The following is a 15,946-nucleotide window of genomic DNA, read 5'->3' as shown; positions in this document are numbered from 1 at the left end:
GGTGCTGTTCCTCGGGTTGGTGGCTGTCGGCTGGGAGGTGTTGGCGTTGCGGCTGCACTTCCTGCCGCCGTGCGGCTGCAGTCCGGCGGTGTCCTCCCTGCGGGCGCTGGCCTGCACCGTCGATGCGCTGGTGCTGGGCTTCCTCGCCTGGTGGCTGTGGCGTGGCGCCCGGTGGGCTGCCTGGCTGGCAGTTGCCCTGCTGCTGGTGGACGCCCTGCTGATCATCCAGTCCCAGTTCAGTGACCTCGGCCTCTGGGTGCTCGGTCTGACCCTGCTCGGCGGGGCAGCCGTCGCCAGCCTGCTCGCCCGTCCCGAGGCGATGAAGTTGCTCTGACCCCGATCGGAGATGACGCAGATTGGGACGGCCCCAACTGGCGTCAGCTTGCCCTCGGCAGTTGTCGTTGGGTTGTGCAGAAACCGGGCAGTTGAGGGCACTCGCGTGGATAGTGTCCGCGACTGGCCTGGATCGCCCGGTTTGTGCGGAAGTCTCCCGGCCGGCTCAGGTTGGAATGGTCCCCAGCTGGGGTCGCCTTGCCCTCGGCAGTTGTCGTTGGGTTGTGCAGAAACCGGGCAGTTGAGGGCACTCGCGTGGATAGTGTCCGCGACTGGCCTGGATCGCCCGGTTTGTGCAGAAGTCTCCCGGCCGGCTCAGGTTGGGACAGTCCCCACCGTGAGTCTGCCCAGCTCGCCCCACGCGGGTGGCCCGGGCTGGAACCGTCCCCGCCGAACCGTCGGGGGGACGAGAGCGGGGCCGGGGGTGCGAGGATGAAGGCATGAGCCTTGCCGACAACCCGTTCGCCTCCCGTTCCACGTTGCCCTTCGAACTGCCTGATTTCGGTGCGATCCGCGCCGAGCACTACCTGCCGGCGTTTGAGGCCGGGATGGCCGGGCAGCTGGACGAACTCGCGGCAGTCGCCGCCGATCCGTCCCCGGCGACCGCTGCGAACGTGATCGATGCGTGGGAGTCCGCGGGTCAGGTGTTGAACCGGGCGCTGCTGGCCTTCTTCACGGTCAAGCCCGCCGACACCAGCGACGAACTCGATGCCATCGAGGAGGAGATCGCCCCCCGGCTCGCCCAGCACACCGACGCGATCTACCTCGACCGCTCCCTGTACCAGCGCCTGGTCGCGCTGCGGCAGCGGGCGGACGCCGGCGAGATCACCCTCGACCCCGAGGCGGACTACTGGCTGCTGCGTACCATGCAGACCTTCGAGCGGGCCGGTGTCCAGCTGGGTGAGGGCGACCAGGCCAGGCTCCGTACGCTGAACACCCGCATCGCCGAACTCCAGACCGCGTTCGGACGGGAGGCGCTCGCCGGCATGAATGCCGCCGCGGTGTGGGTGACCGACGTGGCCGAGCTGGACGGGCTCTCCGAGGCCGAGATCATCGCGGCACAGGAGCGGGCCGCCGACCACGGCCGTCCCGACGCCTGGCTGATCGAGATCGAGAACACCTCCGGCCAGCGTCCGCTCGACGTCCTCACCGACCGGGGCCTGCGCGAACGCATCCACCGCGCGGCCGTCACCCGCGGGCTGGGCGGCGAGCACGACACCCGGGCGATCGTGGTCGAACTCGCCCGGCTGCGCGCCGAACGGGCGAACCTGCTCGGCTTCGCCAACCACGCCGACTATGTGGCGGCCGACGCCTGTGCGGGGTCGGGCGAGGCGGTCTGGGAGCGGCTGACCTCGCTGGTGCCGGCGGTGGTGGAGAACGTCGCCGCCGAGGCCGCCGAACTCGACGAGGTACTGCAGCACCGGCTCAGCCCGGTCGCGCGCGAACGGGCTCGTTCGGCCGAGCCGATTGAGGGTCGTGGTGAGCCCAGCGAGCAGCAGATGCCCGAGTCCGGCGCCACCCTGCAGCCCTGGGACTGGCAGTACCTCAGCGAACAGGTGCGCACCGAACGCTATGCGCTGGACGCGGGGCAACTGCGTCCCTACCTGGGGCTGGAGAACGTGCTGCACCGCGGCGTCTTCGCCGCTGCCACCGGACTGTACGGGATCACCTTCGAGGAACGGCCCGAGCTGGTCGGGCACACCTCCGAGGCCCGGGTGTTCGAGGTGCTGGACGCCGATGGCAGCCCGCTGGGACTGTTCAGTGCCGACTTCTACACCCGCGACACCAAGCAGGGCGGGGCGTGGATGACCAACATCGTCGACCAGAACCAGCTGCTGGGCCAACCTCCGGTGGTGACCAACAACTCCAACCTGGTCAAGCCACCGGCCGGGGAACCAACGCTGATGACCTGGGACGACGTGATCACCCTGTTCCACGAGTTCGGGCACGCTCTGCACGGCCTGCTCGCCGACTCGCGCTACCCGTCCAGGTCGGGCAGCAACACTCCGCGCGACTTCGTTGAGTACCCCTCCCAGGTCAACGAGATGTGGGCGCTCGACCCGGACCTGCTGCGGGAGTACGCCCGGCATGTGGAGACTGACGAGCCGCTGCCGGCGGTCTGGGTGGAGACCCTGGTCGGCTCGACGCTGTTCCAGCAGGGCTTCAAGACCGCCGAGTACCTCGCCGCGGCGCTGCTCGACCAGGTCTGGCACCGCACCCCGCTGGACGAGTTGCCGTCCTCCCCCGACGAGGTGGAGGCCTTCGAGACCGCTGCGCTGGAGTCGGTCGGGCTGGCGCTGCCGCTGGTGCCGCCGCGCTACCGTACCTGCTACTTCCGGCACACCTTCGAGGGCGGCTACGACGCCGGCTACTACTCCTACATCTGGTCCGAGGTGCTGGACGCCGACACTGCCGCCTGGATCACCGAGAACGGCGGTCTGACCAGGGAGAACGGCGAGCGCTACCGCAGCAGACTGCTGGCTCCCGGAGGCTCGGTGGACGTGATGGACACCTACCGCGACTACCGCGGCCAGGATCCCGACATCAGGCACCTGCTCAAGCGCCGCGGCCTGCTGCGCTGACGCACTGTGGGCTGACCGACCTGGGCGAGTCAGGCGGGGGTGTCGACCGTGCCGACGATCAGGGCCTTGAGCAGGGTGATGTCGCGGGGGAGGTCGATGACGTGGCGTGGAAGGTCTTCCAGACCCACGAAGGCGGACGGCCGGTCGGGCTCGTGGCCGATCGCCTCAATGATTGTGTCGGCGAATTTCACCGGCAGGGCGGTCTCGGTGACGATCATCGGAACCCCCGGACGGACGAACTCCCGGGCCACCTTCACGCCGTCGGCGGTGTGTGGGTCGATCAGGACGCCGTCCCGCTGCCAGGTTGCGCGGATGGTGGCGACCCGGTCGGCGTGGGTGGAGGAGTCGCTGACGAAGCCGTACCGCTCGCGCACTGCGGCGAACTCGGGGCTGCCGGAGAGATCGAACTGTCCGGTGGCGGTGAGTTGTTCGTCGAACAGCGCACGGACGCGGGCGCCGTCCCGGCCCAGCAGGTCGAAGATGAACCGCTCGAAATTGGACGCCTTCGAGATATCCATTGACGGGCTGGAGGTTTCGTGGGTCTCGGCCCCGGAGCGCACTCGGTACACCCCGGTGCGGAAGAACTCGTCCAGCACGTTGTTCTCGTTGCTGGCCAGCACGAGGGCGTCGATCGGCAGGCCCATCATGCGGGCCACGTGGCCGGCGCAGATATTGCCGAAGTTGCCGCTCGGCACGCAGAACGACACCGCCTGATCGTCGGCGGTGGTCACCCGCAACCAGGCTGCGATGTAGTAGACCACCTGCGCCACCAACCGGGCCCAGTTGATCGAGTTCACCGCACCGATGGCGTAGCGAGCCTTGAACTCCAGGTCGGCGTTGACCGCCTTCACCAGATCCTGGCAGTCATCGAACACCCCGTCGACGGCGACGTTGACGATCGCAGGGTCGTCGATCGAGAACATCTGCGCCTGCTGGAAGGGGGTCATCCGGCCGGCCGGGGTGAGCATGAAGACCCGGACGCCCGTCCGCCCGCGCATCGCGTACTCCGCGGCCGAACCGGTGTCACCCGAGGTGGCGCCGAGGATGTTCAGCTCGGCCCCGCGCCGTCCCAACTCGTACTCGAACAGCTGTCCCAGCAACTGCATCGCCATGTCCTTGAAGGCGGCGGTGGGACCGTTCGACAGGTGGGCCAGGTACAACCCGTCCGACAAGGCCGTGACCGGGACGATCGCCGGATCGGAGAAGACCCGGTCGTTGTAGGCCCGCTCGCAGATCTCCCGCAGGTCCTCGGACGGGATGTCGTCGATGAACAGGCCGAGCACCGCGTGCGCCAGCGCCGCGTAGCCGTCCCGCTCGAGCAAGGTGCGCCATCCGGCCAGCGTCGCCGGGCTGATCGACGGGTAGTGCTCCGGCAGATACAGCCCGCCGTCGGGGGCGAGGCCCTCGAGCAGGATGTCGGTGAAACTCGCGGTGGGATCACCAGGCAGGCCGCGGGTCGAGACGTAATGCACGACCGAACTCTACCCAGCGGAGCTGTTGCGGACGCCGCGTCCTCCCACAGCCGTCGGACAGGGTCGTTGACCGGGGTGTACGAAGTGCCTCGACCCCGGGTGCAGGGATTGGTCCCGGTTCCCCGGTTCAGCTTGCAGATGCGCTCGTGGATGCCGAGAATTACCCTCATGCTGGATCAGAACCCGCCCCCCGCCGGGCCCTCCTCCGGTGACCTGACCCAGCACGCGACCGCCCTCATCTCCCAGGCGCAGATCCTGGCCGAGCAGTTGCTGGGCGAGGCGCACGCCGAGGTCGACCAGCTGAACGACCAGCTTGCCGCGCTGCGGGCCGAGAAGGAGAACCTCGACCGGGAGGTCACCGAGCGCTCCCGACAGATCGAGTTGTCCCTGGCCGAGGCGACCGCCCGGCTGGACGAGGCCCGCCAGGACGCCGCCACGCTGGTCGGGGACGCCAGCGCCCAGGCGGCCCTGCTGACCAGCACCGCGCAGCGCACTTCCGACGAACTGCTCACCGAGGCCAGGGGGGAGGCCGAACGGGTGGTCGCCGAGGCCACCGCGCGCGCCGCTGCCGTCACCGCGGAGATCGACGCCCGTCAGGCCGAGGTCGCCCGCCAGCTGGACGAGCGGATCGCTGCTGTCGAGGCCGAGGTGGCCGACAGCCTTCGGCAACTCGACTCCGAGACCGCCAGCCGCCGCACCGTGGTGGACAACGAGATCGCCCGCCGCCGGATCGACCTGGACGCCGAACTCACCGAACTGCGAACCAGCGTCGAGGCCGAGGTCGAGGACCAGCGTGCGCAGCTCGCTGCCGAGCGCCAGACCGGGGACGAGGAGATCGCTGCCGCCCGGGCCGAGGCCCAGACCGAGCGGGAGAACCTGGCCGCCCAGGCCCAGGCCGCCGCCGACGAGCAGTTGGCGGCCGCAGCCGCCCACACCGCGTGGACCGAGCAGGCGATGGCCGAGTTGCGGGCTGGCGCCGAGGCCGAGGTCGTCCAGTTGCGCCGCCGGGCCCACCAGGAGAGCCAGGCCCACGTCGAGCAGGTCCGGGAGCAGGCCGCCACCCTGCTGGCCACCACCCAGGCCAAGGTGGACGGCCGCTGGTCGGAGGCGAACACGCTGGCCAGCGACCTTGAGGACCGGGCTCGTGCCGTCCTCGAAGCCGCCGAGCGGGATGCCGTCCGCACCCGGTCCGCCGCCCAGGAGGAGGCCGACCGGCTGATTGCCCACGCCACCTCCGAGGCCCAGGCGCAGGCCGAACGGGCCGAGCGCCGGCTCGCCGAAGCCGAGTCCATGGCGCAGGTGGTCCGGGAACGTACCGCCACCGAACTCGAACAGCTCCAGCGCGAGACCTGGGATCGTGCCCGGACGACTCGCGAAGAGGCCGTCGCGATGCTCAGCCAAGCCCGGCTCGATGCCGACGCCGTCCGCACCGAAGCCCGTGCGATGATGGACCGGGCACGCGGCGAGGTGGCCGCCCTGGCCCGTCGCCGCGACGATATCAACGCCCAACTCGGCCACCTGTCGGGGGTCATCGAAGCGCTGGCCGTCCCGGAGAACCCACCGGCCCCACAGACCGCACCAACAAGGGAAGAACAAGATGACTGACAGCACGTTCCGGACAGTCATGCGGGGCTACGACCCGACCGAGGTCGAGCAGGCGCTCGCGCAGCTGAGGCAGGCGGCCGAACAGGCTCGGGCGGAAGCGGCGGATCGCACCGTCGAACTCACCAAGCTGCGCAACGCGGTGAGCCACCTGGAGGGCGAGCTGGCCTCCCAGGCCCAGCGGCTGAGCCAGGTGCAGAGTGAGGCCGAGACCCGCGCCGCGACCCCACCCACCTTCGCCGACCTGGGCGAGCGGATCGGCTCGATGCTGAGCCTGGCCGACGCCGAGGCGAAGGAGTTGCTGGCCAAGGCCAGGGCCGAGGCCGAGAAGCTGACCGCCGAGACCACTGCGGCCTCCGACAACGTCCGCACCTCGGCGGAGAAGTACGCCCAGGAGGTGCAGTCGAAGGCGGACGCCGACGCCGCCCGGGCGATCGAGAGCGCCAAGCGGGCCTCAGACGAGATCCTCGACCACGCTGACCGGGAGGCCACCGCCCGCCGGGAGGAGGCCGAGGCGGTCTACGAGCACCAGCGCGCCCGGGCTGCCGCCGCGGCGGCCGACTTCGAGAAGACCCTGGCCGAGCGCCGCGACCAGGCTGCCGACGAGTTCGGCGAGCAGATGGCGGTCCATGAGGCCAACCTGGCCCGGGCTGCCGAGCGGCTCGCCGCCACCGAGGTCGAGGCCGACCGCACTCGCACCGACGCCGAGACCAGGGTGGAGCAACTGCTGAAGGCAGCCCAGGACGAGGCCGCCTCGCTGGTCGACCAGGCCAAGCTGGCCGCGGAGAAGATCCGCCGGGAGTCGGAGCGCGAACTGCTCGCTGCCACCTCGCGCCGGGACGCGATCACCGCGCAACTGACCAACGTCCGGCAGATGCTGGCGACCCTGGGCGGTGGCACGATCATCAACCCGCTGGCCGACGACCTCGGCGCCGCGGTGGAGGTTCCGGCGGCCGAGGAGTCCGGGGAGGTCACCGAGGAGGTCGAGGCTGCCGCCGAGGAGCAGCCGGCGGACGAGGTGCCATCCGGGGACGAGGCGGACGCGGACGTGGCCGGTGGCGTCGAGGAGGCCGAAGCCGACGCCGAGGAGACTCCAGAAGGCAAGAACGACTGACCGCCGTCCCTGACCTGCACCAGGCCCCCGTCCGTCCCGCGACCACCGCGGGTGCGGGCGGGGGCCGGTACGTTGGGAACTGAACGAAGGAGAAGGCAATGAAGTTCCGCTACCTGGGCAACTCCGGGCTGAAGGTCTCCGAGATCACCTACGGCAACTGGCTGACCCACGGCTCGCAGGTCGAGAACGACGTGGCGGCCCAGTGCGTGCAGGCCGCCCTGGATGCCGGGATCACCAGTTTCGACACCGCCGACGTCTACGCCAACACTGCCGCCGAGAGCGTGCTGGGCGAGGCGTTGAAGGGCCAGCGGCGGGAGTCGCTGGAGATCTTCACCAAGGTGTACTGGCCGACCGGGCCCAAGGGCCCCAACGACACCGGGCTGTCCCGCAAACACATCATGGAGTCGATCAACGGCTCGCTGAAGCGGTTGCAGACCGACTACGTCGATCTCTACCAGGCCCACCGCTACGACGTCGAGACGCCGTTGGAGGAGACCATGCAGGCCTTCGCCGACATCGTCCGGCAGGGCAAGGCGCTCTACATCGGGGTGAGCGAGTGGACGCCCGAACAACTCCGCCGGGGGCACGCGATGGCCACCGACCTCGGTTTCCAGCTGGTCTCCAGCCAGCCGCAGTACTCGATGCTGTGGCGGGTGATCGAGGCCGAGGTGGTGCCGACCTGCCGCGAGCTGGGGATCTCGCAGATCGTCTGGTCGCCGGTGGCGCAGGGCGTACTGACCGGCAAGTACCTGCCCGGCCAGCCGGCGCCTGCCGGCTCCCGGGCCACCGACAGCAAGGGTGGGGCCGGCGCGATCGGCCGGTTCATGACCGACGATGTGCTCACCCGGGTGCAGGGGCTGCGTCCGGTGGCCGACGAACTCGGCCTGACGATGGCGCAGTTGGCCGTCGCCTGGGTACTGCAGAACGACAACCTCGCCGCCGCGCTGATCGGCGCCTCGCGTCCCGAACAGGTGGCCGAGAACGTCAAGGCGTCCGGGGTGGAGATCCCCGCCGAGTTGATGGCCAGGATCGACCAGGTGCTGGGCGAGGTGGTGGTGCGCGACCCCGGCCTCACCCTGGCGGGCCAGCCCAAGGAGCGGGCGGTCTGACACCGGTCGTTGTCCGGACGGTCCGGTGGCGGTGGTGGCGACGTAGGCTTCGGGTATGCCGGAATCTGCCATCGAACTGCTTCCCGACCAGGACTTCCGCCGCGTCCTGTGCGTGTTCGCACACCCGGACGATGCGGAGTACGGCACCTCCGCTGCGGTCTCCGAATGGACGGCCCGGGGCATTGAGGTCGCCTATCTGCTGCTCACCCACGGTGAGGCCGGGATGCAACGCCCGCCGTCCGAGGCCGGGCCGCTGCGCGCCCGGGAACAGCAGGCCGCCTGCGCGGCGGTGGGAGTGTCTACGTTGCAGCTCCTTGACCATCCCGACGGCGTGCTGGTCCACTCGCTCGACCTGCGTCGCGACATCGCCCGGGTGATCCGGCAGTTCCGCCCGGACGTGGTGGTCACCGGATCGTGGGAGATCGAAACCGGCTGGGGACTCAACCAGGCCGACCATCGAGCCGCCGGCCTTGCCACCCTGGACGCCGTCCGCGACGCCGACAACAGCTGGGTGTTCCCCGAACTCGCCCAGAACGAGGGGCTGCCGAAGTGGGCCGTCACCTGGTTGCTGGTCTCCGGTGACAGCCGCCCCACCCACGGGGTGGTGGCCTCGCCGGAGGCGGTGTCCAGGGCGGTGGCCTCTCTCGAGGCGCATGCCGCCTATCTGGCCGATCTTCCCTGGCATGCGGCGCCGGCCGACTTCATCCCGGGGCTGCTGCGGACACAAGGCAGCTCGCTGGACACCGAGGCCGGCGTCCTGTTCCGCGCCCACCGGCTGCGCGACTGAGGCGGTGTTCCCGCTGCTGTGCCGGCATCGCCGGCGGCTGGTCCGGCAAGAGCTCGGCGGGCAGGTCTGTCGGCCCGCCCGCTGCTGCCGCGCGGGGCATCGAGACCGGGTCGGTCCGTCCTGCCATCGACGTTGCCGGTGGCAGCTGGCAGGCTGGAACCCTCACCGACAACGCCGGATCCGGCTTCGGCCGGCCGGCACCGAGAGGAGAACATCATGTCCATGAGCCTGAGCCCCTACCTGAACTTCGCTGGCAACGGCCGGGAGGCGATGACCTACTACCAGAGCGTTTTCGGTGGCGAGCTGCACCTGTTCGGATTCGCCGAGTACGGCTTGGACGGGCCCGCGGACGGCCTGATGCACGGCAACCTGCAGGTCCGGCCCGGGATGTCCATCTCCGCCTCGGATGCGATGCCCGGGGCGGAACAGACCTGGGGTGGCACCCGGGTCTACTGCTCGATCTTCGGCGACGACGCAGCGACCATGCAGGGTTGGTTCGAGGCCCTGGCCGTCGACGGCAGCATCGGCATGCCACTGGAGAAGCAGGTGTGGGGCGACCTCTACGGCCTGGTGAAGGACAAGTACGGCATCGAGTGGATGTTCAACGTCGGAGCTGCGGAGGGCACGCAGCAGTCCTGAGGAGCCGCTGATTCGCTGGTCGCGACCATGACCGCGCATCCCGGGAGCGGCCGACGCCGGTTGAGCCCGTCGGGGCCATGGCGATGCCCACCGCGGTCGGTCGTGGCTATCCGCCGTAGTGGCGAACGAAATTGGCCAGTACCTTGTGTTGCTCCCCGCTGACCGGGCTGGCGTAGGCCATGGTGATCAGATCGTCCAGTTCGGCGGGGTCGAAGTAGCCGGCATGTTCGTAGATCCGCATCCTGGCGGCCAGGTCGTCGGCGTCCAGCTCGGGGTGGAACTGGGTGACGTAGACGTTGCTCCCGACCCGGTACATCTGGACCGGGCAGTCCTCCCCGGTGGCGAGCAGGGTGACTCCGGGCGGGGTGCCGTGGCAGGCCTCCTTGTGGCCGACGAAGGCATCGAAGACGTCGGGGATGCCCTCCAGCAGCGGGTCACCGGCGGCTTCGGCAGTCTGGCTGACCCGGATCGCGCCCACCGGTTCGGCGTAGCTGTGGTCGACGACACCACCGAGGTGGGTGGTCACCGTCCCGACCCCGTAGCACAGGCCGAGGAAGGGGAAGTCGGCGTCGACGATCCGGTCGACCAGGGCGGCGAGCTCGGCCTCGACCCGTTGCTGGTTGGCGGTCTTCTGCGCGTCGGAGATGTTGAACGAGCTGCCGCCGAGCAGGATGCCGGAGTAGTCGGCCAGGTCAATCGGCCCCAGCGGCTCGCTCTCGACCCGGCGATGGAGCAGCTGTTCGGGTGCCAGTCCGGTGTGCCGCAGGACCGAGCGGTATTCGGCGGTGGCGGCCTGGTCGTGGTCGCGGGTGGCCAGCAACAGGAAAGGCTTCACGCAGGTCAGGGTAGTCCCGCTCCCGGCTCCGTCCCGGGCGGTCCCGTGCCGGCTTGAGGTGAGGACGGTCCCGATTCGCGTTCGCGATCGGGGTTTGCCCGTCTCGGGTCGTGCAGAAACCGGGTAGTAGAGACCACCCGCGTGGATAGTGCACGCGAGTGGCCTGATTTGCCCGGTTTGTGCGGATGCCTTTCGGTTGACGCGGGGGTTCCAGGTGGGTTGGGCGGGCAAGGGGGTCAGTCGAAGGGGCTGGGTGCGCCGGTTTCGTTCAGCAGCGAGGTGGTGACTGCTCGGAGATCGCCGCCGGTGTCGGCGGCTACGGTGTGTTGTCGTTGGTAGGACGCGCCGCGGTTGGCGAGGGTGTCGGCGAAGAGTAGTTCGTTGACGCAGTCGAGATCGCGGGCCACTGGCAGCAGTCGGTCGATCCATTCGGTCAGGTAGTCGCGCAGCGGGCGTACTCGTCCGGGACGGTCGGGGGTGATCACCTCGGCGTCCAGGCCGTAGCGGGCCGCCCGCCACTTGTTCTCCTTCACCAGCCAGGGCGGCAGGTCCTCGACGATGTGGTCGTGCTCGTAGTCACGGGCGACGAACTCGGTCAGGCACTGGCTCAGCGCCGCCAGGCAGCCCAGTTCGGCCAGCGTGGGGACGGCGTCGGGAGTGCGATTCTCCACCGTCCCGAACTTCGGGGACGGACGGACGTCCCAGCGGATCTCGCCGGGCACATTGATCATGCCCACCTCGGCGAGTTCGGTGGCGTAGGCCTCGAACTCCGACCAGCGGGTCATCCGATACGGAAGTCCGTTGGTGGGTAGTTGCTGGAAGATCATGGTGCGCTGGGAGGCGTAGCCAGTGTCGGTACCCTCCCAGAACGGCGAGGACGCCGACAGTGCCAGGAAGAACGGGTAGAACCGGGCCAGGCCGTTGGTCACCGGCAGGGCGAGGTCGCGGTGGTCGATGCCGACGTGGATGTGGGTGCCGCAGATCGCCATCTGCCGTCCCCACCACTGGGTGCGGCTCTTCACCACGTCGTAGCGGGCGCCCTGGAAGGGCTGTTGCTGGTTCGCGATGCTGAACGGATGGCTGCCGGTCGCGAGCACCCGGATGCCGAGCGGGTCGAGTACCCTCCGCACGCGCGCCAGCGAATCAGCGAGGTCGGCGACGGCGTCCGCTACCCGTTGGTGTGGGGCGGACACCAGCTCGAGCATGTTCTGCAGATACTCCTTGCGAACCGGAGCGTCGTCGTCCCAGCCGAGGACGTCGAGCACGATGCTGGCAGCCGGGACGAGCTCGAGGGTGGTGGCGTCAACGAGCGCGAGCTCCCATTCGAGCCCGATGCTGGAGCGCGGCGAGGGGTTGAAATCGACCTGCATGGGAGCCTTCCCTGCTGAAGTGCGTCTGCGATCATACGAGGCCGACCCCGTCCTGACGAGGGTAGAGGCCGACCCGTCCGCCAGCCGGTCGGACGACGAGCCGGTTGGTGGGTCGGGGTGGTTCGACGCAACCGTCTGTTGAACCGGGCACCGCCGAGGCGACGGGCCGGTTGTTGACTCGAACCGGAACCGTCGCAGCAGGAGTCATGGGAACCCTGCCACGTCAGTCCGGGACGGGACGCGGACGGGGAAGGTGACGACGCGGGGCCAGCGGCGTAATGTAGCTCGGCTATGCATGACTTCCCGCCGAAGGTCGATGCCTACACCCCCGGTGAGACCTCCCGTCCCGACACCCGCAGCCCCGCAGCCTTCCTGTGGTGGACGCTGCGGGTGCAGTCGGACGTGGTCGCGATCGGCGCGCTCTTCGGGCTGGTCTGGCTGCTGCCCGGGACGCTGAGCCCTTTCCTGCTCGGCAAGGTGATCGACACCGGCATCCTGCGCGGCGACGCCGTGGCCACCCTCGGCTGGGCCGGGCTGCTCACCGTCGTCGTGGTGCTCGGGGCCGCCGGGGGCATCGCGCAGCACACCCTCGCGGTGCGCGGCTGGCTGATCTCGCTGTACGGCACCCAGAAGCTGGTGGCGCGCAAGGCCGCCCGGCTCGGGCACGTCCTCTCCCGCCGGCTGCCGACCGGCGAGGTGATGAGCATCTCCTCGTCCGACTCCGACACCTTCGGCGCTGTCTTCGACGTGGTCTGCCGGGCGATCGCCGCCCTGTTCGCCTTCTTCGTGGTGTGCGGGCTGATGTTCTCCACCTCGCACGTCCTCGGCCTGGTGGTGCTGGTGGCCGCCCCGCTGCTGGTCGCCGCCGCCTCGCCGGTGCTGCGTCCGCTGAACGCCGCGCAAACCGCCGAACGCACCCAGAACGGCGAGCTGACCTCCCTGGCCACCGACATCGTCGCCGGCTTGCGCATCCTGCGAGGCATCGGCGGCGAGGCGACCTTCGGGGCCAACTATGCCGCGCAGTCGCAGCGGGTCCGCCGGCTGGGTGTGGTGACCGGCACCTGGCAGACCCTGGCCGAGACCCTCGGGGTGCTGCTCGCCGGATTGTTGTTGGTGGTGCTGGTCTGGCTCGGCTCACACCAGATGATGGCCGGGGAGCTCACCGTCGGGCAGCTGATCTCCTTTGTCGGCTACGCGGTCTTCATGGTCTGGCCGATGCAGACCTTCTTCGAGTTCGCCCAGAAGTGGGTGCGCGGCCTGGTCAGCGCGCGCAAGACGATCACGCTGCTGAATGCCGAGGTGCCGTTCGCCGAGGGGACGCAGCCGTTGTCCGCCAGCCCGCGGCTGCACGACCTCGCCTCGGGCCTGGTGGTCGAGCCGGGACGCTTCCTGGCGGTGGTCAGCACCGACCCGGAGGCGTCGGCCGCGCTGGCTGACCGGCTGGGACGCTACCTGCCCGGTGCCGAACCGGTGACCGACCAGGATGAGGACCTGAAGGGACGAGCGGCGCGCCGCGCCCGGGTGGCCCGCGACGCCCGGCGCGCTGCCGAGGCGGAAGCTGACGACCGTACCGGCCGTTCGGTCTGGGGAGTCGAGGCCGACGGCGTCGACTACTCCCGGCTGCCGCTGGCCGCGTTGCGCGAACGGGTGGTGGTCTCCGACACTGGCAGCCAGTTGTTCGCCGGCACCCTGCAGACCGCGGTCGATCCGTTCGGCACCCACACCCGTGAGCAGGCCGAGGCGGCGTTGCGCACCGCGTCCGCCGAGGACGTCTACGAAGGCCTGCCAGGTGGCTGGCAGGGCCGGATCGACGAACTCGGACGGGGGTTGTCCGGCGGCCAGCGGCAGCGGGTGGTGCTGGCCCGCGCCCTGCTGCGCGACCCCGAGGTGCTCGTCCTGGTCGAGCCGACCTCGGCCGTGGACGCCCACACCGAGGCCCGGATCGCCGAGCGGCTGCCCGCTCAGCGCCGTGGCCGCACCACCGTGGTGATGACGACCTCCCCGCTGGTGCTGCACTACGCCGACGAGGTCGCCCTGCTGGTCGGCACCCGGGTGGCCGCCCGCGGTACCCACGCCGACCTGCTCGCCACCAGCCCCGACTACCGCCAGGTGGTCGCCCGTGGCATGGAGGAGGACGAATGAGTACCCCGCGTCCGCCGGAACCACCGGTGACCGACCTGCTCGCGACCTCTGCCGAGACCTGGCGGGAGGACCCGCCGGACCCGCGGGTGCCGTCCGAGCTGCTGGTCGACCGGAGCCTGTCCTTCGGGCAACGGCTGGCGGCCTGGCGGCGCCGGCACCAGCTGCGCCGGGAGCGTGCGGAGGCCTTCTACGCTTCCTCCCGGCAGCCCGAGCAGGGGCTTCCGGTGGCGGGCAACGCCGCCGCCTGGCGGTTCGTCCAGCGACTGGTGTCGACCCGGAAGGTCCGGCTGGTGGCGGTGGTGGCGTTCAACGCTGCGGCTGCCGTCGCCGGGCTGGTGGTTCCCCGGATGCTCGGCAACCTGGTTGACCTGGTGTCGGCCGGGCAGACCGCCCAGGCGGTGGTGGACGGGATCATCCTCGGCGTCGTCACGGTGGTGATCGTCCAGTCCGTCCTCACCTTCGCCGCCCGCCGGGCCTCGGTGGTGCTGGGCTACGACCTGCTCGCCTCGGCCCGGGAAGAGGTGGTCGACAATGTCCTGCGGCTGCCGCTGGGCAAGGTCGAGTCGGCCTCGTCGGGCGACCTGCTGACCCGGATCACGTCCGACGTGTCGAAGATGAGCGAGTCGATCCGCTGGGCCTTCCCGCAGTTCGTGATCTCGCTTGTGACAGCGGTCGCGACGGTGGTCGCGCTGCTGCTGAACTCGTGGTTCCTGGCGCTGCCGGTGTTCGTGACCATGGTGGTGCTGTGGCTGGCCACCCGGCACTACCTGGCGCACGCCATGCAGGGCTACATCACCGAGAGCGGCACCTACTCGCGGATCAACTCCACGATGACCGAGACCGTGGACGGCGTCCGCACCGTCGAGGCGCTCGGCCTGGGCCCGAACCGAGTCGCCATCACCGAGGCGGACATCGACGAGTCCAGCCAGGCCGAGCGCTACACGATGAGCCTGCGGAACCTGTTCTTCATCTGGCTGGATCTCTCCTTCCAGTTCCCGCTGATCGCGGTCGTCCTGCTCGGCACCTGGGGGTATGCGCAGGGCTGGGTGACGATCGGGCAGATCACCGCCGCGGCGATTTACGTTCAGGGTCTGGTCGAGCCGATGGACCGGCTGATCCAGGTCTTCGACCGGCTGCAGATCGGCCTGGCCGGCACCACCCGCCTGCTCGGTATCGCCGAGGTGCCCGACGACCGCACGCCCGGCGACGACGAGCCGGCCGGCACCGATCTGCTGGGACGCGAACTGCGGTTCGCCTACCGTGACGGCCACGACGTACTGCACGGGGTGGACGTCGAGTTACAGCCGGGCGAGCGGCTCGCGGTGGTGGGTCCGTCCGGGTCGGGCAAGTCGACGCTGGGCCGGCTGCTGGCAGGGATCAACCGCCCGAGGGTCGGCAGCGTCGAGGTCGGCGGCGTGGACGTGATGGAACTCCCGCTCGGCGTGCTGCGCACCGAGGTTGCGCTGGTCACCCAGGAGCACCACGTCTTCGTCGGAACCGTCCGGGACAACATTGTGCTGGCCCGGGACGTGAACCTGGCCCCCGACGAGGTCGACCCGGCGGTGATGGCTGCGCTGCAGGCTGTCGACGCCTGGGACTGGGTGGAGAAGCTGCCGTCCGGCCTGGACACCATGCTCGGCCACGGCCGTTACCGGCTCACCCCCGCCCAGGCGCAGCAAGTCGCGCTGGCCCGGCTGGTGGTCGCCGACCCGCACACCCTGGTGCTGGACGAGGCCACCTCGCTGATCGACCCACGCACTGCCCGGCACCTGGAGGGCTCGATGGCCACCCTGCTGGACGGACGGGCAGTGGTCGCGATCGCGCACCGGCTGCACACTGCCCACGACGCCGACCGGATCGCGGTGGTGATCGACGGACGGATCGCCGAGCTGGGCTCCCATCACGAGCTGATGGCGCAGGACGGGGAGTACGCCCGGCTGTGGCGCACCTGGCGCAGCTGA

General features: G+C 70.0%; 12 protein-coding genes. 9 read left to right on the top strand and 3 right to left on the bottom strand.

Annotated elements, in window-relative coordinates:
• The coding region (locus VB080_RS06135) for a hypothetical protein (RefSeq protein WP_323417556.1) at nucleotides 1–334 on the top strand (334 nt) is incomplete at its 5' end.
• A gap of 439 nt (nucleotides 335–773) precedes the next feature.
• Nucleotides 774–2,915, top strand: coding sequence for a M3 family metallopeptidase (locus VB080_RS06130; RefSeq protein WP_323417555.1), 2,142 nt, complete (start codon nucleotides 774–776; stop codon nucleotides 2,913–2,915).
• A 29-nt stretch (nucleotides 2,916–2,944) separates the two neighbouring features.
• Here the strand turns inward: VB080_RS06130 and thrC are convergent, their stop codons facing one another.
• Complete coding sequence (thrC, locus tag VB080_RS06125) at nucleotides 2,945–4,387, bottom strand: threonine synthase (protein WP_323417554.1); 1,443 nt, start codon at nucleotides 4,385–4,387, stop codon at nucleotides 2,945–2,947.
• A gap of 168 nt (nucleotides 4,388–4,555) precedes the next feature.
• Here thrC and VB080_RS06120 point away from each other — a divergent pair, with 168 nt between their 5' ends.
• The 5 genes from VB080_RS06120 (at nucleotide 4,556) to VB080_RS06100 (ending at nucleotide 9,638) form a co-directional block, all read left to right on the top strand.
• Nucleotides 4,556–5,992 (top strand): hypothetical protein, encoded by a 1,437-nt coding sequence (locus VB080_RS06120; RefSeq protein ID WP_323417553.1) that lies wholly within the window; start codon nucleotides 4,556–4,558, stop codon nucleotides 5,990–5,992.
• Nucleotides 5,985–7,103 (top strand): DivIVA domain-containing protein, encoded by a 1,119-nt coding sequence (locus VB080_RS06115; protein WP_323417552.1) that lies wholly within the window; start codon nucleotides 5,985–5,987, stop codon nucleotides 7,101–7,103. The genes VB080_RS06120 and VB080_RS06115 overlap by 8 nt, the downstream gene beginning before the upstream one ends.
• 98 nt (nucleotides 7,104–7,201) lie before the next feature.
• The gene (locus tag VB080_RS06110) at nucleotides 7,202–8,212 is read left to right on the top strand and encodes an aldo/keto reductase family protein (RefSeq protein WP_323417551.1); all 1,011 of its coding nucleotides are present in this window, start codon (nucleotides 7,202–7,204) and stop codon (nucleotides 8,210–8,212) included.
• A gap of 55 nt (nucleotides 8,213–8,267) precedes the next feature.
• Nucleotides 8,268–8,999, top strand: coding sequence for a PIG-L deacetylase family protein (locus VB080_RS06105; protein ID WP_323417550.1), 732 nt, complete (start codon nucleotides 8,268–8,270; stop codon nucleotides 8,997–8,999).
• Nucleotides 9,000–9,215: 216 nt separating this feature from the next.
• The gene (locus tag VB080_RS06100; protein ID WP_323417549.1) at nucleotides 9,216–9,638 is read left to right on the top strand and encodes a VOC family protein; all 423 of its coding nucleotides are present in this window, start codon (nucleotides 9,216–9,218) and stop codon (nucleotides 9,636–9,638) included.
• Nucleotides 9,639–9,744: 106 nt separating this feature from the next.
• Here VB080_RS06100 and VB080_RS06095 read toward each other — a convergent pair whose 3' ends face one another.
• Both VB080_RS06095 and VB080_RS06090 read right to left on the bottom strand, forming a co-directional pair.
• On the bottom strand, nucleotides 9,745–10,473 hold the full coding sequence (locus VB080_RS06095) for a glutamine amidotransferase (protein WP_323417548.1): 729 nt from the start codon (nucleotides 10,471–10,473) through the stop codon (nucleotides 9,745–9,747).
• 236 nt (nucleotides 10,474–10,709) lie between these two features.
• Nucleotides 10,710–11,843, bottom strand: a complete 1,134-nt coding sequence (locus VB080_RS06090) for a glutamate--cysteine ligase (protein ID WP_323417547.1) — start codon at nucleotides 11,841–11,843, stop codon at nucleotides 10,710–10,712.
• Between the two features lie 291 nt (nucleotides 11,844–12,134).
• Between VB080_RS06090 and VB080_RS06085 the strand changes: the two genes are divergently transcribed.
• Both VB080_RS06085 and VB080_RS06080 read left to right on the top strand, forming a co-directional pair.
• Nucleotides 12,135–13,985: an ABC transporter ATP-binding protein gene (locus VB080_RS06085; RefSeq protein WP_323417546.1), complete on the top strand. Its 1,851-nt coding sequence runs from the start codon at nucleotides 12,135–12,137 to the stop codon at nucleotides 13,983–13,985.
• On the top strand, nucleotides 13,982–15,946 hold the full coding sequence (locus VB080_RS06080) for an ABC transporter ATP-binding protein (protein WP_323417545.1): 1,965 nt from the start codon (nucleotides 13,982–13,984) through the stop codon (nucleotides 15,944–15,946). The genes VB080_RS06085 and VB080_RS06080 overlap by 4 nt, the downstream gene beginning before the upstream one ends.

The organism is Propionicimonas sp. (genome assembly GCF_034927565.1).
Classification (GTDB): Bacteria; Actinomycetota; Actinomycetes; order Propionibacteriales; family Propionibacteriaceae; genus Propionicimonas.
The sequence above is the reverse complement of the archived record's forward strand: the minus strand, read 5'-3'. Positions and strand labels throughout refer to the sequence as shown.